The 24,455-nt window shown below is 40.6% G+C and carries 29 protein-coding genes and 2 pseudogenes; all 31 read left to right on the forward strand.

Annotated features, from left to right (window positions below):
* The first annotated feature begins 2 nt into the window (after positions 1–2).
* The 31 genes and pseudogenes from rplA (at position 3) to secY (ending at position 24,435) form a co-directional block, all read left to right on the forward strand.
* On the forward strand, positions 3–701 hold the full coding sequence (rplA, locus tag DXA05_RS04915) for a 50S ribosomal protein L1 (RefSeq protein WP_004310894.1): 699 nt from the start codon (positions 3–5) through the stop codon (positions 699–701).
* A gap of 15 nt (positions 702–716) precedes the next feature.
* Positions 717–1,235 carry a 50S ribosomal protein L10 gene (rplJ, locus tag DXA05_RS04920; protein WP_004310893.1) on the forward strand — a complete coding sequence of 173 codons (519 nt, stop codon included), beginning with the start codon at positions 717–719 and terminating at the stop codon, positions 1,233–1,235.
* Between the two features lie 47 nt (positions 1,236–1,282).
* A complete protein-coding gene (gene rplL / locus DXA05_RS04925) occupies positions 1,283–1,657 on the forward strand; it encodes a 50S ribosomal protein L7/L12 (protein WP_004296358.1) in 375 nt (124 codons plus the stop codon).
* Positions 1,658–1,761: 104 nt separating this feature from the next.
* Positions 1,762–5,572, forward strand: a pseudogene (gene rpoB / locus DXA05_RS04930) (DNA-directed RNA polymerase subunit beta).
* 106 nt (positions 5,573–5,678) lie between these two features.
* Positions 5,679–9,960: pseudogene (gene rpoC, locus DXA05_RS04935) on the forward strand (DNA-directed RNA polymerase subunit beta').
* 146 nt (positions 9,961–10,106) lie between these two features.
* A complete protein-coding gene (locus tag DXA05_RS04940; RefSeq protein ID WP_004296354.1) occupies positions 10,107–10,415 on the forward strand; it encodes a DUF3467 domain-containing protein in 309 nt (102 codons plus the stop codon).
* Between the two features lie 136 nt (positions 10,416–10,551).
* On the forward strand, positions 10,552–10,962 hold the full coding sequence (gene rpsL / locus DXA05_RS04945; protein WP_002558078.1) for a 30S ribosomal protein S12: 411 nt from the start codon (positions 10,552–10,554) through the stop codon (positions 10,960–10,962).
* Positions 10,963–11,105: 143 nt separating this feature from the next.
* Entirely contained in the window at positions 11,106–11,582 is a 477-nt protein-coding gene (gene rpsG, locus DXA05_RS04950) for a 30S ribosomal protein S7 (RefSeq protein ID WP_004296352.1), read from the forward strand.
* Positions 11,583–11,627: 45 nt separating this feature from the next.
* Entirely contained in the window at positions 11,628–13,745 is a 2,118-nt protein-coding gene (gene fusA / locus DXA05_RS04955; RefSeq protein ID WP_004310890.1) for an elongation factor G, read from the forward strand.
* An 81-nt stretch (positions 13,746–13,826) separates the two neighbouring features.
* Positions 13,827–14,132: a 30S ribosomal protein S10 gene (gene rpsJ, locus DXA05_RS04960; RefSeq protein ID WP_002558075.1), complete on the forward strand. Its 306-nt coding sequence runs from the start codon at positions 13,827–13,829 to the stop codon at positions 14,130–14,132.
* Positions 14,133–14,150: 18 nt separating this feature from the next.
* A complete protein-coding gene (gene rplC / locus DXA05_RS04965) occupies positions 14,151–14,768 on the forward strand; it encodes a 50S ribosomal protein L3 (protein WP_004313455.1) in 618 nt (205 codons plus the stop codon).
* A complete protein-coding gene (gene rplD / locus DXA05_RS04970; protein WP_004313456.1) occupies positions 14,768–15,394 on the forward strand; it encodes a 50S ribosomal protein L4 in 627 nt (208 codons plus the stop codon). Before rplC ends, rplD begins: the two co-directional genes overlap by 1 nt.
* A gap of 16 nt (positions 15,395–15,410) precedes the next feature.
* Complete coding sequence (rplW, locus tag DXA05_RS04975; protein WP_004296347.1) at positions 15,411–15,701, forward strand: 50S ribosomal protein L23; 291 nt, start codon at positions 15,411–15,413, stop codon at positions 15,699–15,701.
* A gap of 5 nt (positions 15,702–15,706) precedes the next feature.
* Entirely contained in the window at positions 15,707–16,531 is an 825-nt protein-coding gene (gene rplB, locus DXA05_RS04980; protein WP_004296346.1) for a 50S ribosomal protein L2, read from the forward strand.
* A 20-nt stretch (positions 16,532–16,551) separates the two neighbouring features.
* Positions 16,552–16,821 carry a 30S ribosomal protein S19 gene (gene rpsS, locus DXA05_RS04985; protein WP_004296345.1) on the forward strand — a complete coding sequence of 90 codons (270 nt, stop codon included), beginning with the start codon at positions 16,552–16,554 and terminating at the stop codon, positions 16,819–16,821.
* Positions 16,822–16,857: 36 nt separating this feature from the next.
* Entirely contained in the window at positions 16,858–17,268 is a 411-nt protein-coding gene (rplV, locus tag DXA05_RS04990; protein WP_004296344.1) for a 50S ribosomal protein L22, read from the forward strand.
* A gap of 5 nt (positions 17,269–17,273) precedes the next feature.
* Positions 17,274–18,005 carry a 30S ribosomal protein S3 gene (rpsC, locus tag DXA05_RS04995; protein ID WP_004296343.1) on the forward strand — a complete coding sequence of 244 codons (732 nt, stop codon included), beginning with the start codon at positions 17,274–17,276 and terminating at the stop codon, positions 18,003–18,005.
* A 23-nt stretch (positions 18,006–18,028) separates the two neighbouring features.
* Entirely contained in the window at positions 18,029–18,463 is a 435-nt protein-coding gene (rplP, locus tag DXA05_RS05000) for a 50S ribosomal protein L16 (protein ID WP_004291234.1), read from the forward strand.
* 5 nt (positions 18,464–18,468) lie between these two features.
* Entirely contained in the window at positions 18,469–18,666 is a 198-nt protein-coding gene (gene rpmC / locus DXA05_RS05005) for a 50S ribosomal protein L29 (protein ID WP_004296342.1), read from the forward strand.
* Positions 18,663–18,932 carry a 30S ribosomal protein S17 gene (gene rpsQ / locus DXA05_RS05010; protein WP_004296341.1) on the forward strand — a complete coding sequence of 90 codons (270 nt, stop codon included), beginning with the start codon at positions 18,663–18,665 and terminating at the stop codon, positions 18,930–18,932. Before rpmC ends, rpsQ begins: the two co-directional genes overlap by 4 nt.
* A 2-nt stretch (positions 18,933–18,934) precedes the next feature.
* Positions 18,935–19,300, forward strand: a complete 366-nt coding sequence (gene rplN, locus DXA05_RS05015; protein WP_004296340.1) for a 50S ribosomal protein L14 — start codon at positions 18,935–18,937, stop codon at positions 19,298–19,300.
* A 19-nt stretch (positions 19,301–19,319) separates the two neighbouring features.
* A complete protein-coding gene (rplX, locus tag DXA05_RS05020; RefSeq protein WP_004296339.1) occupies positions 19,320–19,640 on the forward strand; it encodes a 50S ribosomal protein L24 in 321 nt (106 codons plus the stop codon).
* Entirely contained in the window at positions 19,640–20,197 is a 558-nt protein-coding gene (gene rplE, locus DXA05_RS05025; protein WP_004310886.1) for a 50S ribosomal protein L5, read from the forward strand. The genes rplX and rplE overlap by 1 nt, the downstream gene beginning before the upstream one ends.
* Before the next feature lie 5 nt (positions 20,198–20,202).
* The gene (gene rpsN / locus DXA05_RS05030) at positions 20,203–20,502 is read left to right on the forward strand and encodes a 30S ribosomal protein S14 (protein ID WP_087318501.1); all 300 of its coding nucleotides are present in this window, start codon (positions 20,203–20,205) and stop codon (positions 20,500–20,502) included.
* 52 nt (positions 20,503–20,554) lie between these two features.
* Positions 20,555–20,950, forward strand: coding sequence for a 30S ribosomal protein S8 (gene rpsH, locus DXA05_RS05035; protein WP_004296336.1), 396 nt, complete (start codon positions 20,555–20,557; stop codon positions 20,948–20,950).
* 15 nt (positions 20,951–20,965) lie between these two features.
* Positions 20,966–21,535 carry a 50S ribosomal protein L6 gene (rplF, locus tag DXA05_RS05040; RefSeq protein WP_004310884.1) on the forward strand — a complete coding sequence of 190 codons (570 nt, stop codon included), beginning with the start codon at positions 20,966–20,968 and terminating at the stop codon, positions 21,533–21,535.
* 21 nt (positions 21,536–21,556) lie between these two features.
* A complete protein-coding gene (gene rplR, locus DXA05_RS05045; protein WP_004310883.1) occupies positions 21,557–21,901 on the forward strand; it encodes a 50S ribosomal protein L18 in 345 nt (114 codons plus the stop codon).
* 5 nt (positions 21,902–21,906) lie between these two features.
* Complete coding sequence (gene rpsE / locus DXA05_RS05050) at positions 21,907–22,425, forward strand: 30S ribosomal protein S5 (RefSeq protein WP_004296333.1); 519 nt, start codon at positions 21,907–21,909, stop codon at positions 22,423–22,425.
* A 9-nt stretch (positions 22,426–22,434) separates the two neighbouring features.
* Complete coding sequence (gene rpmD, locus DXA05_RS05055) at positions 22,435–22,611, forward strand: 50S ribosomal protein L30 (protein ID WP_004296332.1); 177 nt, start codon at positions 22,435–22,437, stop codon at positions 22,609–22,611.
* Between the two features lie 32 nt (positions 22,612–22,643).
* The gene (gene rplO / locus DXA05_RS05060) at positions 22,644–23,090 is read left to right on the forward strand and encodes a 50S ribosomal protein L15 (protein WP_008023042.1); all 447 of its coding nucleotides are present in this window, start codon (positions 22,644–22,646) and stop codon (positions 23,088–23,090) included.
* Between the two features lie 4 nt (positions 23,091–23,094).
* Positions 23,095–24,435, forward strand: coding sequence for a preprotein translocase subunit SecY (secY, locus tag DXA05_RS05065; RefSeq protein WP_004310881.1), 1,341 nt, complete (start codon positions 23,095–23,097; stop codon positions 24,433–24,435).
* The last annotated feature ends 20 nt before the right edge of the window (positions 24,436–24,455 follow it).

Genomic DNA, 24,455 nt, shown 5'->3' on the forward strand with positions numbered 1-24,455 from the left:
TAATGGGTAAACTGACAAAAAATCAAAAGTTAGCTGCAGAAAAGATTGAAGCAGGGAAAGCATACTCACTGAAAGAAGCTGCATCTTTGGTAAAAGAAATCACTTTTACTAAGTTTGATGCTTCACTGGATATTGATGTACGTTTAGGTGTTGATCCACGTAAAGCTAACCAGATGGTGAGAGGTGTTGTTTCACTTCCTCATGGTACTGGTAAAGAAGTACGTGTATTGGTACTTTGTACACCGGATGCTGAAGCTGCTGCAAAAGAAGCTGGTGCTGACTACGTTGGTCTTGACGAATATATTGAAAAGATCAAAGGTGGATGGACTGATATTGATGTAATCATCACTATGCCATCTATCATGGGTAAAATTGGTGCGCTCGGTCGTGTTCTCGGTCCTCGTGGATTGATGCCGAACCCTAAGAGTGGTACTGTAACTATGGATGTTGCTAAGGCTGTAAAAGAAGTAAAACAAGGTAAGATTGACTTTAAAGTTGATAAGAGCGGTATCGTTCACACTTCTATCGGTAAGGTATCATTCAGTCCTGATCAGATTCGCGACAACGCGAAAGAGTTCATCTCTACTCTGAACAAACTGAAACCGACCGCAGCAAAGGGTACATATATTAAGAGTATTTATCTTTCTAGTACAATGAGTGCGGGTATTAAAATCGACCCGAAATCAGTGGATGAAATCTAATAAAACAGAGAAATAATGAGAAAGGAAGATAAAAGTACGATTATAGAGCAAATTGCTGCTACAGTAAAGGAATATGGTCACTTCTACTTGGTAGACGTTACAGCTATGAACGCTGCTGCTACCAGTGCATTGAGAAGAGATTGTTTTAAATCAGACATCAAATTGATGTTGGTTAAAAACACGCTGCTTCACAAAGCACTTGAAAGCTTGGAAGAAGACTTCTCACCTCTTTACGGTTCTTTGAAAGGTACTACTGCTGTTATGTTTAGCAATACTGCAAACGTTCCTGCTAAGTTAATCAAAGACAAAGCGAAAGACGGTATTCCCGGACTGAAAGCTGCATATGCAGAAGAAAGCTTCTACATTGGTGCTGATCAATTGGATGCTCTCGTTTCAATCAAGAGTAAGAATGAAGTTATCGCCGATATCGTTGCCCTGTTGCAATCTCCGGCCAAGAATGTTATTTCTGCTCTTCAATCAGGTGGTAACACCCTTCACGGAGTTCTCAAGACTCTTGGTGAACGTCCCGAATAATTTTCAAAAATCAACAAAGTATTTAAACAATTAAAATCATACAAAAAATGGCAGATTTGAAAGCTTTTGCAGAACAATTAGTTAACTTGACAGTAAAAGAAGTTAATGAACTTGCAACTATCCTTAAAGAAGAATACGGTATTGAACCTGCTGCTGCAGCTGTAGCTGTTGCTGCTGGTCCTGCAGCTGGTGCTGCTGCCGCAGAAGAAAAAACTTCTTTCGACGTAGTATTGAAGAGCGCTGGTGCAGCTAAACTTCAAGTAGTTAAGGCCGTTAAGGAAGCTTGTGGTCTTGGTTTGAAAGAAGCTAAAGACTTGGTAGACGGTGCTCCTAGCACAGTAAAAGAAGGTTTGGCTAAAGACGAAGCAGAATCATTGAAGAAAACATTGGAAGAAGCTGGAGCTGAAGTTGAACTTAAATAACATTGGCCTGGTAATCAGGTAATTCGGTTAGGAATCCTTCACAAGAGGATTCTTAACCTTTTTGTGTATATATTTCAAATTAAGTTCTCCAAATTCATTGACAGATGTCTTCAAATACTGTAAATCAAAGAGTTAATTTTGCTTCGACTAAGAATCCGCTAGAATACCCGGATTTCCTGGAAGTACAATTGAAGTCATTCCAAGACTTTCTACAATTAGATACCCCACCTGAAAAGCGTAAGAATGAGGGATTGTATAAAGTATTTGCTGAAAACTTCCCTATTGCCGATACAAGAAACAATTTTGTTCTTGAGTTTCTGGACTATTATATTGATCCGCCGCGTTATACCATTGATGATTGTATAGAGCGTGGGCTTACTTATAGTGTTCCCTTAAAAGCGAAACTTAAGCTTTACTGTACGGACCCCGATCATGAGGATTTTGATACAGTGATTCAGGACGTATTCCTCGGCCCGATTCCTTATATGACTGATAAGGCTACTTTCGTCATTAACGGTGCCGAACGCGTAGTTGTGTCACAGCTTCACCGTTCTCCGGGTGTGTTCTTCGGTCAGAGTGTACATGCCAATGGTACGAAACTTTATTCGGCTCGTATTATTCCGTTTAAGGGTTCGTGGATTGAGTTTGCTACTGACATCAATAATGTGATGTACGCATACATCGACCGTAAGAAGAAATTGCCGGTGACTACATTGTTGCGTGCAATTGGCTTCGAGAATGACAAAGATATTCTTGAGATTTTCGATCTTGCAGAAGATGTGAAGGTAAACAAGACAAATCTGAAGAAGGTGTTAGGCCGTAAACTGGCTGCACGTGTCTTGAAAACATGGATTGAAGATTTCGTTGATGAAGATACCGGTGAAGTGGTTTCTATTGAACGTAACGAAGTTATTATCGACCGTGAAACCGTACTGGAAGAGGAGCATATTGATGAAATTTTGGAGTCGGGAGTTCAGAACATCCTTTTGCATAAGGATGAACCGAATCAGTCCGATTTCTCTATCATATATAATACGTTGCAGAAGGACCCGAGTAACTCGGAAAAAGAAGCTGTGTTGTATATCTACCGTCAGTTGCGTAATGCCGATCCGGCTGATGACGCAAGTGCAAGGGAGGTTATCAACAACTTGTTCTTCTCAGAAAAACGATATGACCTTGGTGATGTAGGTCGTTACAGAATCAACAAAAAGTTGAATCTGACGACTGACATGGACGTGCGTGTCCTCACGAAGGAAGATATTATTGAAATCATCAAATATCTGATTGAGTTGATTAACTCAAAAGCGGATGTGGATGATATTGACCACTTGAGTAACCGTCGTGTACGTACTGTTGGTGAACAGCTTTCTAATCAGTTTGCTGTGGGGCTGGCTCGTATGTCTCGTACGATTCGTGAACGTATGAACGTTCGTGACAATGAAGTGTTTACTCCGATTGATTTGATTAATGCGAAGACTATTTCTTCAGTAATCAACTCATTCTTCGGAACGAACGCGTTGTCGCAGTTCATGGACCAGACAAACCCGCTGGCTGAAATTACGCACAAACGTCGTATGTCTGCCCTTGGTCCTGGTGGTCTTTCCCGTGAACGTGCCGGATTTGAGGTTCGTGACGTTCACTATACACACTATGGTCGTCTTTGTCCGATTGAGACTCCTGAAGGTCCGAACATCGGTTTGATTTCTTCATTGTGTGTATTTGCTAAGATTAATGAGCTAGGATTCATTGAAACTCCCTACCGCAAGGTGGAAAATGGGAAAGTGGATCTTTCTGATAACGGTCTGATTTATCTGACTGCTGAAGAAGAGGAAGAAAAGGTTATTGCGCAGGGAAATGCTCCGTTGAATGACGATGGTACATTCGTACTTAACAGAGTTAAGTCTCGTCAAGATGCAGATTTCCCGGTTGTTGAACCATCTGAAGTTGACTTGATGGACGTTGCTCCACAGCAGATCGCATCTATTGCAGCTTCTTTGATTCCATTCTTGGAACATGACGATGCTAACCGTGCATTGATGGGATCGAACATGATGCGCCAGGCGGTTCCTTTGTTGAGAAGTGAAGCTCCGATCGTAGGTACAGGTATCGAACGTCAGTTGGTAAGAGACTCTCGTACCCAGATACCGCAGAAGGCGATGGTGTGGTTGACTATGTGGATGCTACTACTATCCGTATTTTGTATGACCGTACGGAAGACGAAGAATTTGTAAGTTTCGAACCTGCTTTGAAGGAATATAGAATACCTAAGTTCCGTAAGACTAACCAGAACATGACGATTGACTTGCGTCCGATTTGTGACAAGGGCCAGCGTGTGAAGAAAGGTGATATCTTGACTGAAGGTTATTCTACTGAAAAGGGTGAATTGGCATTGGGTAAGAACCTGTTGGTAGCTTATATGCCTTGGAAGGGTTACAACTATGAGGATGCTATCGTATTGAACGAACGTGTGGTACGCGAAGACTTGTTGACTTCAGTTCACGTAGAGGAATATTCTCTGGAAGTTCGTGAAACAAAACGTGGTATGGAAGAGTTGACTTCTGATATCCCGAATGTAAGTGAAGAAGCTACCAAAGACTTGGATGAAAACGGTATCGTAAGAATCGGTGCTCGTATCGAGCCGGGTGATATCATGATTGGTAAGATTACGCCGAAGGGTGAATCTGATCCTTCTCCGGAAGAAAAACTGCTTCGGGCTATCTTCGGTGATAAGGCAGGTGACGTGAAAGATGCTTCTTTGAAAGCTTCTCCTTCTTTGAAAGGTGTGGTGATTGATAAGAAACTTTTCTCACGTGTGATTAAGAATCGTAGCTCTAAACTGGCCGATAAAGCATTGTTGCCTAAGATTGATGATGAATTTGAATCTAAGGTAGCTGACTGAAACGTATCCTGGTTAAGAAACTGATGACTTTGACTGAAGGTAAGGTTTCTCAAGGTGTGAAAGACTATTTGGGTGCGGAAGTTATTGCGAAAGGTTCTAAGTTCAGTGCTTCTGATTTTGATTCACTTGACTTTACTTCTATTCAATTGAGCAACTGGACAAGTGACGATCATATTAACGGTATGATTCGTGATCTGGTGATGAATTTCATTAAGAAATATAAAGAGCTGGATGCTGAATTGAAACGTAAGAAGTTTGCTATTACAATTGGTGATGAACTTCCTGCTGGTATTATCCAGATGGCAAAAGTATATATTGCTAAGAAACGTAAGATTGGTGTGGGTGATAAGATGGCTGGTCGCCACGGTAACAAAGGTATTGTATCCCGTGTTGTTCGTCAGGAAGATATGCCGTTCTTGGCTGATGGTACTCCGGTTGACATCGTGTTGAATCCGTTGGGTGTGCCTTCTCGTATGAACATTGGTCAGATTTTTGAAGCTGTACTCGGACGTGCCGGAAAAACGTTGGGCGTGAAATTCGCGACTCCTATTTTCGACGGTGCTACCATGGAAGATCTGGATCAGTGGACAGACAAGGCAGGATTGCCTCGCTACTGTAAGACTTATCTTTGTGATGGTGGTACAGGTGAGCAATTTGACCAGGCAGCTACTGTGGGCGTAACTTACATGTTGAAGTTGGGCCACATGGTTGAAGACAAGATGCATGCTCGTTCTATCGGTCCGTACTCATTGATTACTCAGCAACCTCTTGGTGGTAAAGCTCAATTCGGTGGTCAGCGTTTCGGAGAAATGGAGGTTTGGGCACTCGAAGGTTTCGGTGCTGCCCATATCTTGCAGGAAATCCTGACTATCAAATCTGATGACGTGGTAGGACGTTCGAAGGCTTATGAAGCAATTGTGAAAGGTGAACCGATGCCACAACCTGGTATTCCGGAATCCTTGAACGTATTGTTGCACGAGTTGAGAGGTTTAGGTTTGAGTATCAACCTAGAATAAAATAATGAAAGAATGTGAGATGTCAATGTACCGATGAAGGTCTGTTGGCATCCGCACTTTTTTCAATTTCCAATGATTCAATTATCAAATCTCAATTATATAGAGTATGGCTTTTAGAAAAGAAAATAAGACGAAAAGTAATTTCTCGAAGATCTCAATTGGTCTGGCTTCTCCGGAAGAAATCCTTGAGAATTCGAGTGGTGAAGTTTTGAAGCCTGAAACCATTAATTACCGTACGTACAAACCCGAACGTGACGGTTTGTTCTGCGAGCGCATTTTTGGTCCTATCAAGGATTATGAATGTCATTGCGGTAAATACAAGCGTATCCGTTATAAAGGTATCGTCTGCGACCGTTGTGGTGTGGAAGTTACTGAAAAGAAAGTGCGCCGTGAACGTATGGGACATATCCAGCTGGTTGTGCCGGTGGCTCACATCTGGTATTTCCGTTCGCTTCCTAATAAAATCGGTTATTTGCTCGGATTGCCGACAAAGAAACTGGATTCGATTATATACTACGAACGTTATGTTGTTATTCAGCCGGGTGTGAAAGCTGAAGATGGCGTAGCCGAATATGATTTGCTTTCTGAAGAAGAATATCTGGATATTCTGGATACGCTTCCGAAAGACAATCAGTATCTTGAAGATAATGATCCGAATAAATTTGTTGCAAAAATGGGAGCCGAAGCTATTTATGATTTGCTGGCTCGTTTGGATCTGGATGCTTTGTCTTACGAATTGCGTCACCGCGCCGGAAACGATGCGTCTCAGCAACGTAAGAATGAAGCTTTGAAACGTCTTCAGGTAGTAGAATCGTTCCGCGCATCACGTGGACGTAACAAACCGGAATGGATGATCGTACGTATCGTACCGGTTATTCCGCCCGAACTTCGTCCGTTGGTTCCGCTGGATGGTGGCCGTTTTGCTACATCTGACTTGAACGACCTTTATCGTCGTGTGATTATCCGTAACAACCGTTTGAAACGACTGATTGAAATCAAGGCTCCGGAAGTAATCTTGCGTAATGAAAAACGTATGCTTCAGGATCTGTCGATTCTTTGTTTGATAACTCACGTAAGTCAAGTGCTGTGAAGACAGACGCCAACCGTCCGTTGAAGTCATTGTCTGACAGTTTGAAAGGTAAACAGGGACGCTTCCGTCAGAACTTGCTGGGTAAACGTGTTGACTACTCTGCTCGTTCCGTAATCGTCGTTGGTCCGGAATTGAAGATGGGTGAATGCGGTATTCCTAAATTGATGGCTGCCGAATTATACAAGCCGTTTATTATTCGCAAGCTCATCGAACGTGGTATCGTTAAGACTGTTAAGTCTGCAAAGAAAATCGTAGACCGCAAAGAGCCGGTGATTTGGGATATCTTGGAACATGTAATGAAGGGACACCCGGTACTGTTGAACCGTGCTCCGACCTTGCACCGTTTGGGTATTCAGGCTTTCCAGCCTAAAATGATCGAGGTAAAGCTATCCAGTTGCACCCGTTGGCATGTACGGCATTCAACGCCGACTTTGACGGTGACCAGATGGCTGTTCACTTGCCTTTGAGTAATGAAGCAATTCTTGAAGCACAAATGTTGATGCTTCAATCACATAATATCTTGAATCCGGCAAACGGTGCGCCTATTACTGTGCCTGCACAGGATATGGTTCTTGGTTTGTACTATATTACTAAGTTGCGTGCCGGTGCAAAAGGTGAAGGTTTGACATTCTACGGACCGGAAGAAGCGTTGATCGCTTACAATGAAGGTAAGGTAGATATTCATGCTCCGGTGAAGGTTATCGTGAAAGACGTTGATGAAAATGGTAACATTGTAGACGTAATGCGCGAAACTTCAGTAGGACGTGTGATTGTGAATGAAATCGTTCCACCTGAAGCTGGTTATATCAATACAATTATCTCTAAGAAATCTCTTCGTGATATTATTAGTGATGTAATTAAGGTATGTGGTGTGGCTAAGGCTGCCGACTTTCTGGATGGAATCAAGAATTTAGGTTATCAGATGGCGTTCAAGGGTGGTTTGTCATTCAACTTGGGTGATATTATCATTCCGAAGGAAAAAGAAACTTTGGTACAGAAAGGTTACGACGAAGTTGAACAAGTCGTAAACAACTATAACATGGGTTTCATTACCAATAACGAACGTTACAATCAGGTAATTGATATTTGGACACATGTGAACTCCGAGTTGTCTAATATCCTGATGAAGACTATTTCTTCGGACGATCAGGGTTTCAACTCTGTATATATGATGCTTGACTCTGGTGCCCGTGGTTCTAAAGAGCAGATTCGTCAGTTGTCAGGTATGCGTGGTTTGATGGCAAAACCGCAGAAAGCAGGTGCTGAAGGTGGTCAGATCATCGAGAACCCGATTTTGTCGAACTTTAAAGAAGGACTTTCGGTGTTGGAGTACTTTATCTCTACCCACGGTGCTCGTAAAGGTTTGGCGGATACCGCTTTGAAGACTGCCGATGCTGGTTATTTGACTCGTCGTCTGGTGGACGTATCACACGATGTGATTATTACAGAAGAAGACTGCGGTACACTCCGCGGATTGGTTTGTACGGACCTTAAGAATAACGATGAGGTTATTGCTACTCTGTACGAACGTATCTTAGGCCGTGTTTCCGTACATGATATTATTCATCCTACCACAGGTGAATTGCTTGTTGCCGGTGGTGAAGAAATCACAGAAGAAGTAGCCAAGAAGATTCAGGAGTCTCCGATCGAGAGTGTTGAAATCCGTTCGGTATTGACTTGTGAAGCTAAGAAGGGTGTTTGTGCTAAATGTTACGGACGTAACCTGGCAACGAGCCGCATGGTTCAGAAGGGTGAAGCTGTCGGTGTAATCGCTGCTCAGTCTATTGGTGAGCCGGGTACACAGTTGACATTGCGTACATTCCACGCCGGTGGTACTGCTGCAAATATTGCAGCTAACGCCAGTATCGTTGCTAAAAATAATGCACGTCTTGAATTTGAAGAGTTGCGTACAGTAGATATCGTTGACGAGATGGGTGAATCTGCAAAAGTGGTAGTAGGTCGTTTGGCCGAAGTACGTTTTGTGGATGTGAATACCGGTATCGTTCTTTCTACTCATAACGTACCTTATGGTTCAACACTGTATGTAAGCGACGGCGACTTGGTAGAAAAAGGCAAACTGATTGCTAAGTGGGACCCGTTCAATGCTGTTATTATCACAGAAGCAACTGGTAAGATCGAATTTGAGGGCGTGATTGAAAACGTTACTTATAAGGTTGAATCGGATGAAGCAACAGGTCTTCGTGAAATTATTATTATTGAATCCAAGGATAAAACCAAAGTTCCTACCGCTCATATCTTAACAGAGGACGGTGATTTGATCCGTACTTATAACTTACCGGTAGGTGGTCACGTTATCATTGAGAACGGTCAGAAGGTAAAAGCCGGTGAAGTAATCGTGAAGATTCCGCGTGCCGTAGGTAAGGCGGGTGATATCACGGGTGGTCTTCCTCGTGTTACTGAATTGTTTGAAGCTCGTAACCCGTCAAATCCGGCTGTCGTTTCTGAAATCGACGGTGAGGTGACAATGGGTAAGATCAAACGTGGTAACCGTGAAATCATCGTAACTTCCAAGACGGGTGAGGTTAAGAAGTATCTGGTTGCACTGTCTAAGCAGATTCTGGTACAGGAAAATGACTATGTACGTGCTGGTACTCCGTTGTCTGACGGTGCTACTACTCCGGCAGATATCTTGGCAATCAAGGGTCCTACAGCTGTACAGGAATATATCGTGAATGAAGTTCAGGATGTATACCGCTTGCAGGGTGTGAAGATCAATGATAAGCACTTTGAGATTATCGTTCGTCAGATGATGCGTAAAGTACAAATTGATGAACCGGGAGATACTCGCTTCCTCGAACAGCAAGTCGTAGACAAACTGGAATTCATGGAAGAAAATGATCGTATCTGGGGTAAGAAAGTCGTAGTGGATGCTGGTGATTCTCAAAATATGCAAGCTGGACAGATTGTAACTGCCCGCAAGTTGCGTGATGAGAATAGTATGTTGAAACGTCGTGACTTGAAACCGGTTGAGGTTCGTGACGCTGTTGCTGCTACCTCTACTCAGATTCTTCAAGGTATCACGCGTGCTGCTTTGCAAACATCAAGCTTTATGTCGGCTGCTTCCTTCCAGGAAACGACGAAAGTATTGAATGAAGCTGCTATCAACGGTAAGATCGATAAGCTTGAAGGTATGAAGGAAAATGTGATCTGTGGTCACTTGATTCCTGCCGGTACCGGACAGCGCGAGTTCGAAAAGCTCATCGTTGGATCAAAAGAAGAGTATGACCGTATCTTGGCTAACAAGAAAACAGTACTTGACTACAATGAAGTAGAATAAATACAATTCAATTGACTATATGAAAAGGAGCAGTTGCCTAATTGGGCAATTGCTCCTTTTTTTATTTCTTTTTTACTCGCGTGTATTACCATTAGTTTCAGGAAAAATGTGTTATTTTGCAGGATAACTTTTTAATCATATTAAATATGGAAGAACAAAATAACAACGGACAATTACAGATTGAATTGAGAGAAGAGGTTGCACAGGGAACTTATGCAAATCTTGCTATTATTACTCATTCGAGTTCTGAATTCATCCTTGACTTCGTGCGCGTAATGCCGGGCATACCGAAGGCTGGTGTGCAATCTCGTATTATTGTGGCTCCGGAGCACGCAAAACGTCTGCTGCGGGCATTAGAAGATAATATAGCAAAGTATGAGCGCGTATTCGGTCCGATTCGTACTTCGGATGAACCCCCTATTTCTCCTTTGACGGGTGTAAAAGGCGAAGCGTGAGGATGATATAAAAACATTAAAAAAGAAAAAAAAGTTGTAGCGCATTGAATATTCAAATATTATTCGTATTTTTGCAGCCCAAAATGTATAGTTACGAAATTAATATAACAATAATATAAATCAAAAAACAATTAAAATGCCTACAATTCAGCAATTAGTAAGAAAAGGACGCGAAGTGCTGGTGGAGAAAAGTAAATCTCCAGCCTTGGATTCATGTCCTCAAAGACGTGGCGTTTGCGTGAGAGTATACACTACTACTCCGAAGAAGCCGAACTCTGCAATGCGTAAAGTAGCTCGTGTACGTTTGACTAACCAAAAAGAGGTGAACTCATACATTCCGGGAGAAGGACACAACTTGCAGGAACACTCAATCGTTTTGGTACGTGGTGGTCGTGTAAAAGACCTTCCGGGTGTGCGTTATCACATTGTACGTGGTACGCTTGATACAGCAGGTGTTGCTGGTCGTACTCAAAGACGTTCTAAGTATGGTGCTAAGCGTCCGAAACCAGGACAAGCAGCTGCTCCTGCTAAGGGTAAGAAAAAATAAGGATTAAGACCTAATTAAAATTAAAGTAATAACTTACGTTTTAGTTTGTTGGAAATGCTAAAGGTTGAGTAAATTCTCCGGAGGGAGAGTTGAAGAAGTCAAGAAGTAGACAACCAAGAACAAAAACATTATTTTTCAAACAAATGAGAAAAGCAAAACCAAAAAAACGCCTGATTCTTCCGGATCCTGTGTTTAATGACCAAAAGGTTTCCAAGTTCGTGAACCACTTGATGTATGATGGAAAGAAAAATACATCTTATGAAATCTTTTATGCCGCTTTGGAAACAGTGAAAGCAAAACTTCCTAACGAAGAAAAATCAGCTCTCGAAATCTGGAAAAAGGCTTTGGATAATGTAACTCCGCAAGTGGAAGTAAAGTCTCGCCGTGTAGGTGGTGCTACTTTCCAAGTTCCTACTGAAATCCGTCCGGATCGTAAAGAATCAATCTCTATGAAGAATTTGATTCTGTTTGCTCGCAAAAGAGGTGGTAAATCAATGGCTGACAAGTTGGCTGCTGAAATTATGGATGCCTTCAATGAACAAGGCGGTGCATACAAACGTAAAGAAGATATGCACAGAATGGCAGAAGCTAACCGTGCATTTGCTCATTTTAGATTCTAATACTGTAAGAAACCTAATATAAACTTAAAGTAAAGGAATTAGAAGATGGCTAAACATGATTTACATTTAACTCGTAATATCGGTATCATGGCTCACATTGATGCCGGAAAAACAACTACTTCTGAACGTATCCTGTTCTACACTGGATTGACTCACAAAATTGGTGAAGTTCATGATGGTGCTGCTACTATGGACTGGATGGAACAGGAGCAAGAACGTGGTATCACTATTACATCCGCTGCTACAACAACAAGGTGGAAATATGCTGGTGATACTTATAAAATTAACTTGATTGACACTCCGGGACACGTTGACTTTACCGCAGAGGTAGAACGTTCATTGCGTATCCTTGATGGGGCTGTAGCTGCTTACTGTGCTGTTGGTGGTGTTGAGCCTCAATCAGAAACTGTATGGCGTCAGGCTGATAAATATAACGTTCCTCGTATTGCTTATGTTAATAAGATGGACCGTTCTGGTGCTGACTTCTTTGAAGTAGTTCGTCAGATGAAGGATGTTCTTGGAGCTAATCCGTGTCCGATTGTTGTTCCTATCGGTGCTGAAGAATCTTTCAAAGGTCTTGTTGACCTTATCAAAATGAAAGCTATCTATTGGCATGATGAAACAATGGGGGCTGACTACAGTATTGAGGAAATCCCTGCAGAACTTATCGATGAAGCTAACGAGTGGAGAGATAAGATGCTTGAAAAAGTAGCAGAATTTGATGATGCTTTGATGGAGAAATATTTCGATGATCCTTCTACTATTACTGAAGAAGAAGTATTGAGAGCTCTTCGTAATGCAACAGTTCAGATGGCTGTAGTTCCTATGCTTTGCGGATCTTCTTTTAAGAACAAAGGTGTTCAGACATTGCTTGATTATGTTTGTGCTTTCTTGCCTTCTCCACTTGATACAGAGAACGTAATAGGTACAAATCCTAATACGGGAGCTGAAGAGGATCGTAAACCAAGTGATGATGAAAAAACATCTGCTTTGGCGTTTAAGATCGCAACTGACCCATATGTAGGTCGTTTGACTTTCTTCCGTGTTTATTCTGGTAAAATTGAAGCAGGTTCTTATATCTACAACTCTCGTTCTGGTAAGAAAGAACGCGTTTCTCGTCTGTTCCAGATGCACTCCAACAAACAGAACCCGGTTGAAGTAATCGGTGCTGGTGATATTGGTGCAGGTGTAGGCTTTAAAGATATTCGTACTGGGGATACTTTGTGTGATGAAACAGCTCCGATAGTACTTGAGTCTATGGACTTTCCGGAACCGGTTATTGGTATCGCTGTAGAACCTAAGACTCAGAAAGATATGGATAAACTGTCTAACGGTTTGGCTAAATTGGCTGAAGAAGACCCGACATTTACTGTGAAAACAGACGAACAGACAGGTCAGACAGTTATTTCTGGTATGGGTGAGCTTCACTTGGATATTATCATTGACCGTTTGAAACGTGAATTCAAGGTAGAATGTAATCAAGGTAAGCCTCAGGTTAACTATAAGGAAGCTATCACGAAGACAGTTAACTTGCGTGAAGTGTACAAGAAGCAGTCTGGTGGACGTGGTAAGTTTGCTGATATCATTGTGAACATTGGTCCGGCTGATGCGGATTTCACTTTAGGTGGTTTGCAGTTTGTTGATGAAGTGAAGGGTGGTAATATTCCTAAGGAATTTATCCCAGCAGTTCAGAAAGGCTTTACAAATGCTATGAAGAGTGGTGTTTTGGCAGGCTACCCATTGGATTCATTGAAAGTGACTTTGGTTGATGGTTCATTCCACCCGGTTGACTCTGACCAGTTGTCATTTGAAATCTGTGCAATGCAGGCTTATAAAAATGCATGTGCTAAGGCAGGTCCTGTTTTGATGGAACCTATCATGAAACTGGAAGTTGTAACTCCGGAAGAAAACATGGGTGATGTTATCGGTGACTTGAACAAACGTCGTGGACAGGTTGAAGGTATGGAATCTAGCCGCTCTGGCGCTCGTATCGTGAAAGCGATGGTTCCACTGGCGGAAATGTTTGGTTACGTAACAGCTTTACGTACTATTACTTCTGGTCGTGCAACCTCGTCAATGACCTACTCTCATCACGCTCAGCTTTCTTCTTCTATTGCTAAGGCTGTATTGGAAGAAGTAAAAGGACGCGCTGATTTACTCTAAAATATCTAAAGTAGCAGGCTAGCGAATGACTCTTAGCCTGCCGCTTTATCTTATTATAAATGTATTAATTAAAAAAAAATAATGAGTCAGAAAATTAGAATTAAATTGAAATCTTACGACCACAACTTGGTTGACAAGTCAGCTGAGAAAATTGTAAGAACTGTAAAAGCTACAGGTGCTATCGTTAGCGGTCCAATACCTCTGCCTACGCACAAACGTATCTTTACTGTGAACCGTTCGACTTTCGTAAATAAAAAGTCTCGTGAGCAATTTGAACTCTCTTCTTATAAGAGATTAATCGACATCTATAGCTCAACAGCTAAGACAGTAGATGCTTTGATGAAGTTGGAATTGCCAAGTGGTGTGGAAGTAGAAATTAAAGTTTGATAATTAAAAATTAGTGAAATGCCAGGATTATTAGGAAAAAAAATCGGAATGACATCCGTTTTCAGTGCCGATGGTAAAAATGTACCATGCACTGTTATCGAAGCAGGTCCTTGTGTTGTTACTCAAGTTAAAACTGTAGAAAAAGATGGCTATGCAGCTGTTCAGTTGGGTTTCCAGGACAAAAAGGAAAAACATACAACTAAACCGTTGATGGGACATTTTAAAAGAGCAGGAGTAACACCGAAGAGACACTTGGCTGAGTTCAAAGAATTTGAAACAGAGTTGAATTTGGGTGATACCATTACTGTAGAAATGTTTAACGACGCTAGCTTTGTTGACGTTGTTGGTACTTCTAAGGGTAAGGGTTTTCAGGGTGTAGTAAAAAGACATGGTTTTGGTGGTGTGGGTCAAGCTACTCACGGTCAGCATAATCGCGCTCGTAAACCGGGTTCTATCGGTGCTTGTTCTTACCCTGCAAAAGTATTCAAAGGAATGCGCATGGGTGGACAACTTGGTGGTGACAGAGTCACTGTACAAAACTTGCAGGTATTAAAAGTAATCGCGGATCATAACCTTCTTTTGGTTAAAGGTTCTATCCCGGGTTGCAAAGGTTCAATCGTATTAATTGAGAAATAATGGAAGTTAACGTATATAACATTAAAGGTGAAGACACTGGGAGAAAGGTTACGTTAAACGAATCTATCTTCGGAATTGAGCCCAACGACCACGCTATTTATTTGGACGTAAAACAATTTATGGCTAATCAGCGTCAGGGTACTCATAAGTCAAAAGAAAGAAGTGAAATCAGTGGTTCAACTCGTAAGATCGGTCGTCAGAAAGGTGGCGGTGGAGCGCGCCGTGGTGATATGAACTCACCTGTTCTTGTAGGTGGTGCTCGTGTTTTCGGTCCGAAACCAAGAGACTACTTCTTTAAGTTGAATAAAAAAGTTAAGACACTGGCTCGTAAGTCAGCTTTGTCTTATAAAGCTCAAAACGATGCAATCGTTGTCGTTGAGGATTTCACATTTGAAGCTCCTAAGACAAAAGATTTCGTTGCAATGACAAAAAATCTTAAAGTTTCCGATAAAAAGCTACTTGTAATTTTACCGGAAGCAAATAAAAACGTATATTTGTCAGCTCGTAACATCGAGGGTGCTAATGTACAGACTATCTCAGGATTAAATACTTACAGAGTATTGAATGCTGGGGTTATTGTGCTTACAGAAAACTCTCTGAAGGCTATTGACAATATCTTAATTTAAAAAGGAGGCTTAAATAATGGGAATTATTATTAAACCGTTGGTAACAGAGAAAATGACTGCAATCACAGATAAGCTGAATCGTTTCGGCTTTGTTGTACGTCCTGAAGCTAACAAACTGGAAATTAAGAAGGAAATTGAAGCTCTTTATAATGTTACTGTAGTTGATGTGAATACTGTGAAGTATGCTGGCAAGAATAAGAGCCGTTATACCAAAGCAGGTATCATCAATGGTCGTACGAATGCTTTCAAAAAAGCAATCGTGACATTGAAAGAAGGAGATACTATTGATTTTTATAGCAATATTTAATAAAAATGGCAGTACGTAAATTTAAGCCCACAACACCGGGGCAAAGACATAAAATTATTGGTACTTTCGAAGAAATTACTGCATCAGTACCAGAAAAGTCTCTTGTATATGGTAAGAAATCATCTGGTGGTCGTAACAGCGAAGGTAAGATGACTATGCGCTACATTGGTGGCGGTCATAGAAAGGTGATTAGAATTGTTGATTTCAAGAGAAATAAGGACGGTGTTCCAGCAGTAGTTAAAACAATCGAATACGATCCGAATCGTTCGGCTCGTATCGCTCTGTTATTTTATGCTGATGGAGAAAAAAGATATATTATTGCTCCCAATGGATTGCAAGTTGGTGCGACTCTGATGTCAGGTGAAACAGCAGCGCCAGAGATTGGTAATGCTCTTCCTCTTCAAAACATTCCGGTGGGTACTGTGATTCACAATATCGAATTACGTCCGGGACAGGGTGCTGCTCTGGTTCGTTCAGCTGGTAACTTTGCTCAGTTGACTTCTCGTGAGGGTAAGTATTGTGTAATTAAGTTGCCTTCAGGTGAGGTTAGACAGATTCTTAGCACTTGTAAAGCTACTATCGGTAGTGTAGGTAACTCTGATCATGGATTGGAAAGTTCAGGTAAAGCTGGACGTTCTCGTTGGCAAGGACGTCGTCCTCGTAACCGTGGTGTTGTAATGAACCCGGTAGATCACCCGATGGGTGGTGGTGAAGGACGTGCTTCCGGAGGTCACCCAAGATCACGTAAGGGATTGTATGCTAAGGGACTTAAGACTAGAGCTCCTAAGAAACAATCGTCTAAGTACATTATTGAGAGAAGAAAAAAGTAATCTGATTAATTGAGTAAACTATGAGTCGTTCATTAAAAAAAGGTCCATATATTAACGTTAAGCTTGAAAAGAGAATTCTTGCCATGAATGAATCAGGTAAGAAAGTCGTAGTAAAGACTTGGGCCAGAGCTTCAATGATTTCGCCTGATTTTGTAGGCCATACAGTTGCAGTTCACAATGGAAATAAATTTATTCCTGTTTATGTTACCGAGAATATGGTAGGACACAAGTTGGGCGAATTTGCTCCAACTCGTACATTCAGAGGACACGCTGGTAACAAGAAAAGATAACAGGATTTATTTGAAATAATAAAGTAATAAATAATAATGGGAGCAAGAAAAAAAATATCGGCTGAAAAAAGAAAAGAAGCCCTTAAGACCATGTATTTTGCAAAATTGCAAAATGTTCCTACTTCTCCACGTAAGATGCGTCTGGTTGCAGACATGATCCGTGGTATGGAAGTGAACAGAGCACTTGGTGTTTTGAAATTTTCTTCAAAAGAAGCTGCTGCAAGAGTGGAAAAATTGCTTCGCTCTGCAATTGCTAACTGGGAACAGAAAAACGAACGTAAAGCAGAAAGCGGTGAGTTGTTCGTAACACAGATTTTTGTTGATGGTGGAGCTACACTCAAAAGGATGAGACCGGCACCACAGGGTAGAGGTTATAGAATTCGCAAACGTTCAAATCACGTAACATTGTTCGTTGGTGCTAAAAGTAATAACGAAGATCAAAATTAAGGTAGATGGGACAAAAAGTTAATCCAATAAGCAACCGTTTAGGAATTATCAGAGGATGGGATTCTAACTGGTATGGTGGAAATGATTACGGTGATTCTTTGCTGGAAGATAGCAAAATCCGTAAATATCTTAATGCAAGACTTGCAAAAGCAAGTGTATCAAGAATCGTAATTGAACGTACGCTGAAGCTCGTTACTATTACTGTTTGCACTGCTCGCCCGGGTATTATTATCGGTAAAGGTGGCCAAGAAGTTGATAAGTTAAAAGAGGAGTTGAAGAAGGTTACCGACAAAGATATTCAAATCAATATCTTTGAAGTGAAGAGACCGGAACTGGATGCTGTGATTGTTGCTAACAACATCGCTCGCCAGGTTGAAGGTAAAATTGCCTATCGCCGTGCCATCAAGATGGCTATCGCAAACACAATGCGTATGGGTGCTGAAGGTATCAAAATTCAGATTTCAGGACGTTTGAATGGAGCTGAAATGGCTCGTTCTGAAATGTATAAAGAAGGAAGAACTCCGTTGCACACTTTCAGAGCTGATATCGACTACTGTCATGCAGAAGCATTGACTAAAGTAGGTCTTCTTGGTATCAAAGTTTGGATTTGTAGAGGTGAAGTGTTTGGTAAGAAAGAATTGGCTCCGAACTTTACACAAAGCAAAGAAAGTGGTCGTGGAAACAATAGTGGAAACAACGGCGGAAAGAACTTCAAAAGAAAGAAAAATAATCGCTAAACGAATTTGAATTTTAGGAAACTATGTTACAACCGAAAAAGACAAAATTCAGAAGACAACAAAAAGGCCGTCAGAAAGGTAATGCCCAGAGAGGCAACCAGCTGGCCTTTGGTTCTTTTGGCATAAAGGCTTTGGAGACTAAGTGGATTACAGGCCGTCAGATCGAAGCTGCTCGTATTGCAGTAACAAGATATATGCAACGTCAAGGACAGATCTGGATCCGTATATTCCCGGATAAACCGATCACTAGAAAACCTGCCGATGTACGTATGGGTAAAGGTAAAGGTGCTCCAGAGGGATTTGTGGCTCCTGTAACTCCAGGTAGAATCATTATTGAAGCTGAAGGAGTATCTTACGAAATCGCGAAAGAAGCATTGCGCTTAGCTGCTCAAAAGCTTCCTATTACAACGAAGTTTGTCGTAAGACGTGATTATGATATTCAAAATCAAAATGCGTAAGTGTTATGAAAATTGCAGAAATTAAAGAAATGACTACTAATGATTTAGTAGAAAGAGTAGAGGCGGAAACAGCTAATTATAACCAAATGGTTATTAATCATTCTATTTCTCCTTTGGAAAATCCTGCTCAAATCAAACAATTACGCAGGACTATTGCGCGTATGAAAACAGAATTGCGCGAAAGAGAACTTAACAATAAATGATCAGCTTGATGGAAGCAAGAAATTTAAGAAAAGAAAGAACAGGGGTTGTGTTGAGCAATAAGATGGACAAGACCATCACAGTTGCTGCCAAATTTAAGGAAAAACACCCTATATATGGTAAGTTCGTTAGCAAAACGAAGAAGTACCATGCTCACGATGAAAAGAATGAATGCAATATCGGTGATACTGTAAGCATCATGGAAACTCGTCCTTTGAGCAAGACTAAAAGATGGAGATTAGTAGAAATAATTGAAAGAGCTAAGTAATTATGATACAAGTAGAATCCAGACTTACAGTATGTGATAACAGTGGAGCGAAAGAGGCGTTGTGTATCCGCGTTTTGGGTGGTACAGGTCGTCGTTATGCTTCAGTGGGGGATGTCATTGTAGTTTCAGTGAAGAGCGTTATCCCTTCTAGTGATGTTAAAAAAGGTGCAGTATCAAAGGCTTTGATTGTACGTACAAAGAAAGAAATCCGTCGTCCTGATGGTTCTTATATACGTTTTGATGATAATGCTTGCGTGTTGTTGAATAATGCAGGTGAAATTAGAGGTAGTCGTATTTTCGGTCCTGTAGCAAGAGAACTTCGTGCTACAAACATGAAAGTTGTGTCACTTGCGCCTGAGGTACTTTAATTTGTAAAAGATTTAAGTAATGAGTAAATTACATATTAAAAAAGGCGACACAGTTTACGTAAATGCTGGTGAAGATAAGGGCAAAACTGGTCGTGTATTGAAGGTTCTTGTTAAAGAAGGACGTGCATTTGTTGAAGGCATCAATATGGTATCTAAAAGCACAAAGCCGAATGCAAAGAATCCACAAGGTGGTATTGTGAAGCAAGAAGCTTCTATCCACATTTCAAACTTGAACCCGGTTGATCCAAAAACTGGTAAAGCAACGCGTATTGGGAGAAAAAAGAGTTCGGAAGGAACTTTAGTGCGTTATTCTAAAAAATCAGGAGAGGAGATTAAGTAATGAGTAATACTGCTAGTCTTAAGAAAGAATATGCAGAGCGTATAGCACCTGCATTGAAATCACAGTTCCAGTATTCTTCTACAATGCAGATACCCGTACTTAAGAAGATTGTAATCAATCAGGGATTAGGTATGGCTGTTGCTGATAAGAAGATTATCGAAGTAGCAATCAATGAAATGACAGCTATTACAGGTCAAAAAGCTGTAGCTACCATTTCTCGTAAAGATATCGCAAACTTTAAGTTGCGTAAAAAAATGCCGATTGGTGTTATGGTAACTTTACGTCGTGAAAGAATGTACGAATTCCTTGAAAAATTGGTTCGTGTAGCTCTTCCTCGTATTCGTGACTTCAAAGGTATCGAAAGTAAGTTTGATGGTAAAGGTAACTATACCCTTGGTATTCAGGAACAAATCATTTTCCCTGAAATAAATATCGATAGTATTACAAGAATTCTCGGAATGAATATTACCTTTGTAACCTCTGCGGAAACAGATGAAGAAGGTTATGCTTTGCTGAAGGAATTCGGTTTACCTTTTAAAAACGCTAAAAAAGACTAATAGATATGGCAAAGGAATCAATGAAAGCACGTGAAGTAAAGCGTGCTAAATTAGTAGCCAAATACGCCGAGAAAAGAGCTGCTTTGAAGCAAATCGTAAGAACAGGTGCTCCTGCTGATGCTTTCGAAGCTGCACAGAAGTTGCAAGAGTTGCCAAAGAATTCTAATCCAATTCGTATGCACAACCGTTGCAAACTGACTGGTCGTCCTAAAGGTTATATTCGTCAATTCGGAATTTCGAGAATTCAATTCCGTGAGATGGCATCTAACGGACTGATCCCAGGCGTAAAAAAAGCAAGCTGGTAATTATTGTTTAAATATTGTCAGGGTAGTCCTGATTAATTTAATTTATTTTTATATGACTGATCCAATAGCAGATTATTTAACGAGGTTGCGGAACGCGATTGGTGCAAAGCACAGAGTTGTTGAAGTTCCCGCTTCGAATTTGAAAAAAGAAATCACTAAGATTCTTTTTGAAAAAGGCTACATCCTTAATTATAAGTTTGTAGAAGATGGTCCTCAAGGAACTATTAAGGTTGCCTTGAAGTATGATTCTGTTAACAAAGTTAACGCAATCAAAAAGTTAGAAAGAATATCTTCTCCGGGTATGCGTAAGTATACTGGTTACAAAGATATGCCGCGTGTTATTAATGGGCTGGGTATTGCTATAATATCTACTTCCAAAGGTGTAATGACTAACAAAGAGGCTGCAGAACTGAAAATCGGTGGTGAAGTCTTGTGTTATGTATATTAATTAGGAGGAATTAGAATGTCAAGAATAGGAAAATTACCCATTAGTATCCCTGCTGGAGTGACAATCACTCTGAAGGATAATGTGGTTACCGTAAAGGGACCCAAAGGCGAAATGAGCCAATATGTGAATCCTGCTATCAATGTTACTATTGAAGACGGACACGTAACTTTAACAGAAAACGATAAAGAAATGCTTGATAACCCGAAGCAGAAACATGCTTTCCACGGTTTGTATCGTTCATTGGTTCACAACATGGTTGTGGGCGTATCTGAAGGTTACAAGAAAGAACTGGAACTTGTAGGTGTAGGTTATCGTGCTTCAAACCAAGGTAACATCATTGAGCTGGCTTTAGGTTATACACACAATATTTTCATTCAATTACCTGCTGAGGTAAAAGTTGAAACGAAGTCTGAAAGAAATAAGAATCCTCTTATTATATTGGAATCGTGTGACAAACAATTGCTTGGTCAAGTTTGCTCTAAAATACGTTCTTTCCGTAAGCCTGAACCATACAAGGGTAAAGGTATTAAGTTTGTTGGCGAAGTAATTCGTAGAAAGTCTGGTAAATCAGCCGGCGCTAAGTAATTCATATAAAATTAGATTATTATGACAACAAAAATAGAAAGACGAGTTAAGATCAAATATAGAGTACGCAACAAGATTTCAGGTACTACTGAATGTCCGCGTATGAGTGTATTTAGAAGTAACAAGCAAATTTATGTCCAGATTATCGATGATCTTTCTGGTAAGACACTGGCTGCTGCTTCTTCTTTAGGTTTGACTGAGAAAGTCGCTAAAAAAGAACAAGCTGCTAAAGTTGGTGAAATGATTGCTAAAAAGGCTCAGGAAGCAGGTATAACTACTGTTGTTTTCGACCGTAATGGTTACTTGTATCATGGGAGAGTAAAAGAAGTAGCTGATGCTGCTCGTAACGGTGGACTTAAATTTTAATCATTATGGCAGGAGTTAATAATAGAGTTAAGATTACTAACGATATAGAACTGAAAGATAGATTGGTTGCTATTAATCGTGTTACTAAAGTTACCAAAGGTGGTAGAACTTTTAGTTTCTCTGCAATCGTTGTTGTAGGTAACGAAGAAGGTATCATTGGTTGGGGACTTGGTAAAGCAGGTGAAGTAACAGCTGCTATCGCTAAAGGTGTTGAGTCAGCTAAAAAGAACTTGGTGAAAGTACCTATTTTAAAAGGTACTGTTCCTCATGAACAATCAGCTAGATTTGGTGGTGCTGAAGTATTCATCAAACCTGCATCTCACGGAACCGGTGTTGTAGCTGGTGGTGCTATGCGTGCTGTATTGGAAAGTGTTGGTGTTACTGACGTTTTGGCTAAATCTAAAGGTTCTTCGAATCCGCATAATCTTGTTAAAGCTACAATCGAAGCTTTGAGTGAAATGCGTGATGCAAGAATGGTTGCTCAGAACAGAGGTATTAGTGTTGAAAAAGTATTTAGAGGATAAGGAGGAGATATGTCAACTATAAAGATTAAACAAGTTAAAAGTAGAATTGGTGCTCCAGCTGATCAGAAAAGAACTCTTGACGCACTGGGACTTCGTAAACTGAACCGTGTGGTTGAACACGAAAGCACTCCTTCAATTCTTGGAATGGTAGATAAAGTAAAACACTTGGTTGCCATTGTTAAGTAATTATTTGTTGAATAATAAAACGAAATTACAATATGAACTTAAGTAATTTAAAACCTGCTGAGGGATCTACTAAGACAAGAAAAAGAATTGGACGTGGTGCTGGTTCTGGCTTAGGTGGTACTTCTACAAGAGGTCATAAAGGAGCTAAATCAAGATCTGGATACTCTAAGAAAATCGGTTTTGAAGGTGGTCAGATGCCTCTTCAACGTCGAGTTCCTAAATTTGGTTTCAAGAATATCAATCGTGTTGAATATAAAGCTATCAACTTGGATACTATCCAGAAACTTGCTGAAGCTAAAAGCTTGGCAAAAGTTGGTGTAAACGACTTTATCGAAGCAGGATTTATTTCTTCAAATCAGTTGGTAAAAGTATTGGGTAACGGAACTCTGACTAACAAGCTGGAAGTAGAAGCTCATGCATTCTCTAAGACTGCAACTGCTGCTATTGAAGCTGCTGGTGGAACTGTAGTAAAACTCTGATTCAATGAGAAAAGCTATTGAAACATTAAAGAATATATGGAAGATTGAGGATCTGAGACAGCGGATCCTCATCACCATATTGTTCGTGGCAATTTACCGTTTCGGATCGTATGTCGTATTACCGGGTATCAATCCGGCGATGCTGGCAAAATTGCACGAACAAACAAGTGAAGGCCTTTTAGCCTTGTTAAATATGTTCTCTGGAGGAGCATTTTCTAATGCCTCTATTTTTGCATTAGGAATCATGCCTTATATCTCTGCATCTATCGTAATTCAGTTATTGGGAATCGCTGTGCCGTATTTCCAGAAGTTGCAACGCGAAGGTGAGAGCGGCAGAAGAAAAATGAATCAATATACTCGTTACTTGACGATTGCTATATTGTTAGTTCAGGCCCCTTCTTATTTGCTCAATCTTAAAATGCAGGCTGGCCCTTCCTTAAATGCTTCATTAGATTGGACTCTGTTTATGGTTACCTCTACCATTATTTTGGCAGCAGGTAGTATGTTTATTTTGTGGCTTGGTGAAAGAATTACTGATAAAGGTATTGGTAACGGTATTTCATTTATCATCTTGATTGGTATTATCGCTCGTTTCCCTGATGCTTTGTTGCAAGAAGTTGTATCCAGAGTAGCAAATAAGAGCGGTGGTCTGATTATGTTTATAATTGAAATCGTATTCTTATTATTAGTGATTGGCGCTGCTATTCTTTTGGTGCAAGGTACAAGAAAGATTCCTGTACAGTATGCAAAAAGAATTGTTGGTAACAAGCAATATGGTGGTGCTAGACAGTATATCCCTTTAAAGGTGAATGCTGCCGGTGTTATGCCTATCATTTTTGCTCAGGCAATCATGTTTATTCCAATTACATTTATCGGCTTTTCAAATGTAAATGATGCAGGCGGTTTCTTGCATGCGTTTACAGATCATACAAGTTTCTGGTATAATTTTGTCTTTGCGGTAATGATTATATTATTTACGTATTTCTATACTGCAATTACAATTAATCCGACTCAGATGGCTGAGGATATGAAGAGAAATAATGGTTTCATCCCTGGTATTAAACCGGGAAAGAAAACAGCAGAGTATATTGATGATATAATGTCTCGTATCACTTTGCCGGGTTCTTTCTTCTTGGCTTTAGTTGCTATTATGCCTGCTTTTGCCGGTGTATTCGGAGTGCAAGCAGGATTCGCTCAATTCTTCGGCGGTACATCTTTGTTAATTCTTGTAGGTGTTGTTCTTGATACCCTGCAACAGGTTGAAAGTCATTTGTTGATGAGACACTATGATGGTCTGTTGAAATCTGGTCGTATTAAAGGACGCGCTGGTGTAGCGGCATATTAATTCTTTAGATTAGAAATGAT

Source organism: Bacteroides sp. AM54-2NS (assembly GCF_003602935.1).
Lineage (GTDB): Bacteria > Bacteroidota > Bacteroidia > Bacteroidales > Bacteroidaceae > Bacteroides > Bacteroides xylanisolvens.

Coding starts and splice junctions, on each gene's coding strand:
- rplA (WP_004310894.1), top strand. CDS start 3: ATGGGTAAACTGACAAAAAATCAAAAGTTAGCTGCAGAAAAGATTGAA.
- rplJ (WP_004310893.1), top strand. CDS start 717: ATGAGAAAGGAAGATAAAAGTACGATTATAGAGCAAATTGCTGCTACA.
- rplL (WP_004296358.1), top strand. CDS start 1,283: ATGGCAGATTTGAAAGCTTTTGCAGAACAATTAGTTAACTTGACAGTA.
- DXA05_RS04940 (WP_004296354.1), top strand. CDS start 10,107: ATGGAAGAACAAAATAACAACGGACAATTACAGATTGAATTGAGAGAA.
- rpsL (WP_002558078.1), top strand. CDS start 10,552: ATGCCTACAATTCAGCAATTAGTAAGAAAAGGACGCGAAGTGCTGGTG.
- rpsG (WP_004296352.1), top strand. CDS start 11,106: ATGAGAAAAGCAAAACCAAAAAAACGCCTGATTCTTCCGGATCCTGTG.
- fusA (WP_004310890.1), top strand. CDS start 11,628: ATGGCTAAACATGATTTACATTTAACTCGTAATATCGGTATCATGGCT.
- rpsJ (WP_002558075.1), top strand. CDS start 13,827: ATGAGTCAGAAAATTAGAATTAAATTGAAATCTTACGACCACAACTTG.
- rplC (WP_004313455.1), top strand. CDS start 14,151: ATGCCAGGATTATTAGGAAAAAAAATCGGAATGACATCCGTTTTCAGT.
- rplD (WP_004313456.1), top strand. CDS start 14,768: ATGGAAGTTAACGTATATAACATTAAAGGTGAAGACACTGGGAGAAAG.
- rplW (WP_004296347.1), top strand. CDS start 15,411: ATGGGAATTATTATTAAACCGTTGGTAACAGAGAAAATGACTGCAATC.
- rplB (WP_004296346.1), top strand. CDS start 15,707: ATGGCAGTACGTAAATTTAAGCCCACAACACCGGGGCAAAGACATAAA.
- rpsS (WP_004296345.1), top strand. CDS start 16,552: ATGAGTCGTTCATTAAAAAAAGGTCCATATATTAACGTTAAGCTTGAA.
- rplV (WP_004296344.1), top strand. CDS start 16,858: ATGGGAGCAAGAAAAAAAATATCGGCTGAAAAAAGAAAAGAAGCCCTT.
- rpsC (WP_004296343.1), top strand. CDS start 17,274: ATGGGACAAAAAGTTAATCCAATAAGCAACCGTTTAGGAATTATCAGA.
- rplP (WP_004291234.1), top strand. CDS start 18,029: ATGTTACAACCGAAAAAGACAAAATTCAGAAGACAACAAAAAGGCCGT.
- rpmC (WP_004296342.1), top strand. CDS start 18,469: ATGAAAATTGCAGAAATTAAAGAAATGACTACTAATGATTTAGTAGAA.
- rpsQ (WP_004296341.1), top strand. CDS start 18,663: ATGATCAGCTTGATGGAAGCAAGAAATTTAAGAAAAGAAAGAACAGGG.
- rplN (WP_004296340.1), top strand. CDS start 18,935: ATGATACAAGTAGAATCCAGACTTACAGTATGTGATAACAGTGGAGCG.
- rplX (WP_004296339.1), top strand. CDS start 19,320: ATGAGTAAATTACATATTAAAAAAGGCGACACAGTTTACGTAAATGCT.
- rplE (WP_004310886.1), top strand. CDS start 19,640: ATGAGTAATACTGCTAGTCTTAAGAAAGAATATGCAGAGCGTATAGCA.
- rpsN (WP_087318501.1), top strand. CDS start 20,203: ATGGCAAAGGAATCAATGAAAGCACGTGAAGTAAAGCGTGCTAAATTA.
- rpsH (WP_004296336.1), top strand. CDS start 20,555: ATGACTGATCCAATAGCAGATTATTTAACGAGGTTGCGGAACGCGATT.
- rplF (WP_004310884.1), top strand. CDS start 20,966: ATGTCAAGAATAGGAAAATTACCCATTAGTATCCCTGCTGGAGTGACA.
- rplR (WP_004310883.1), top strand. CDS start 21,557: ATGACAACAAAAATAGAAAGACGAGTTAAGATCAAATATAGAGTACGC.
- rpsE (WP_004296333.1), top strand. CDS start 21,907: ATGGCAGGAGTTAATAATAGAGTTAAGATTACTAACGATATAGAACTG.
- rpmD (WP_004296332.1), top strand. CDS start 22,435: ATGTCAACTATAAAGATTAAACAAGTTAAAAGTAGAATTGGTGCTCCA.
- rplO (WP_008023042.1), top strand. CDS start 22,644: ATGAACTTAAGTAATTTAAAACCTGCTGAGGGATCTACTAAGACAAGA.
- secY (WP_004310881.1), top strand. CDS start 23,095: ATGAGAAAAGCTATTGAAACATTAAAGAATATATGGAAGATTGAGGAT.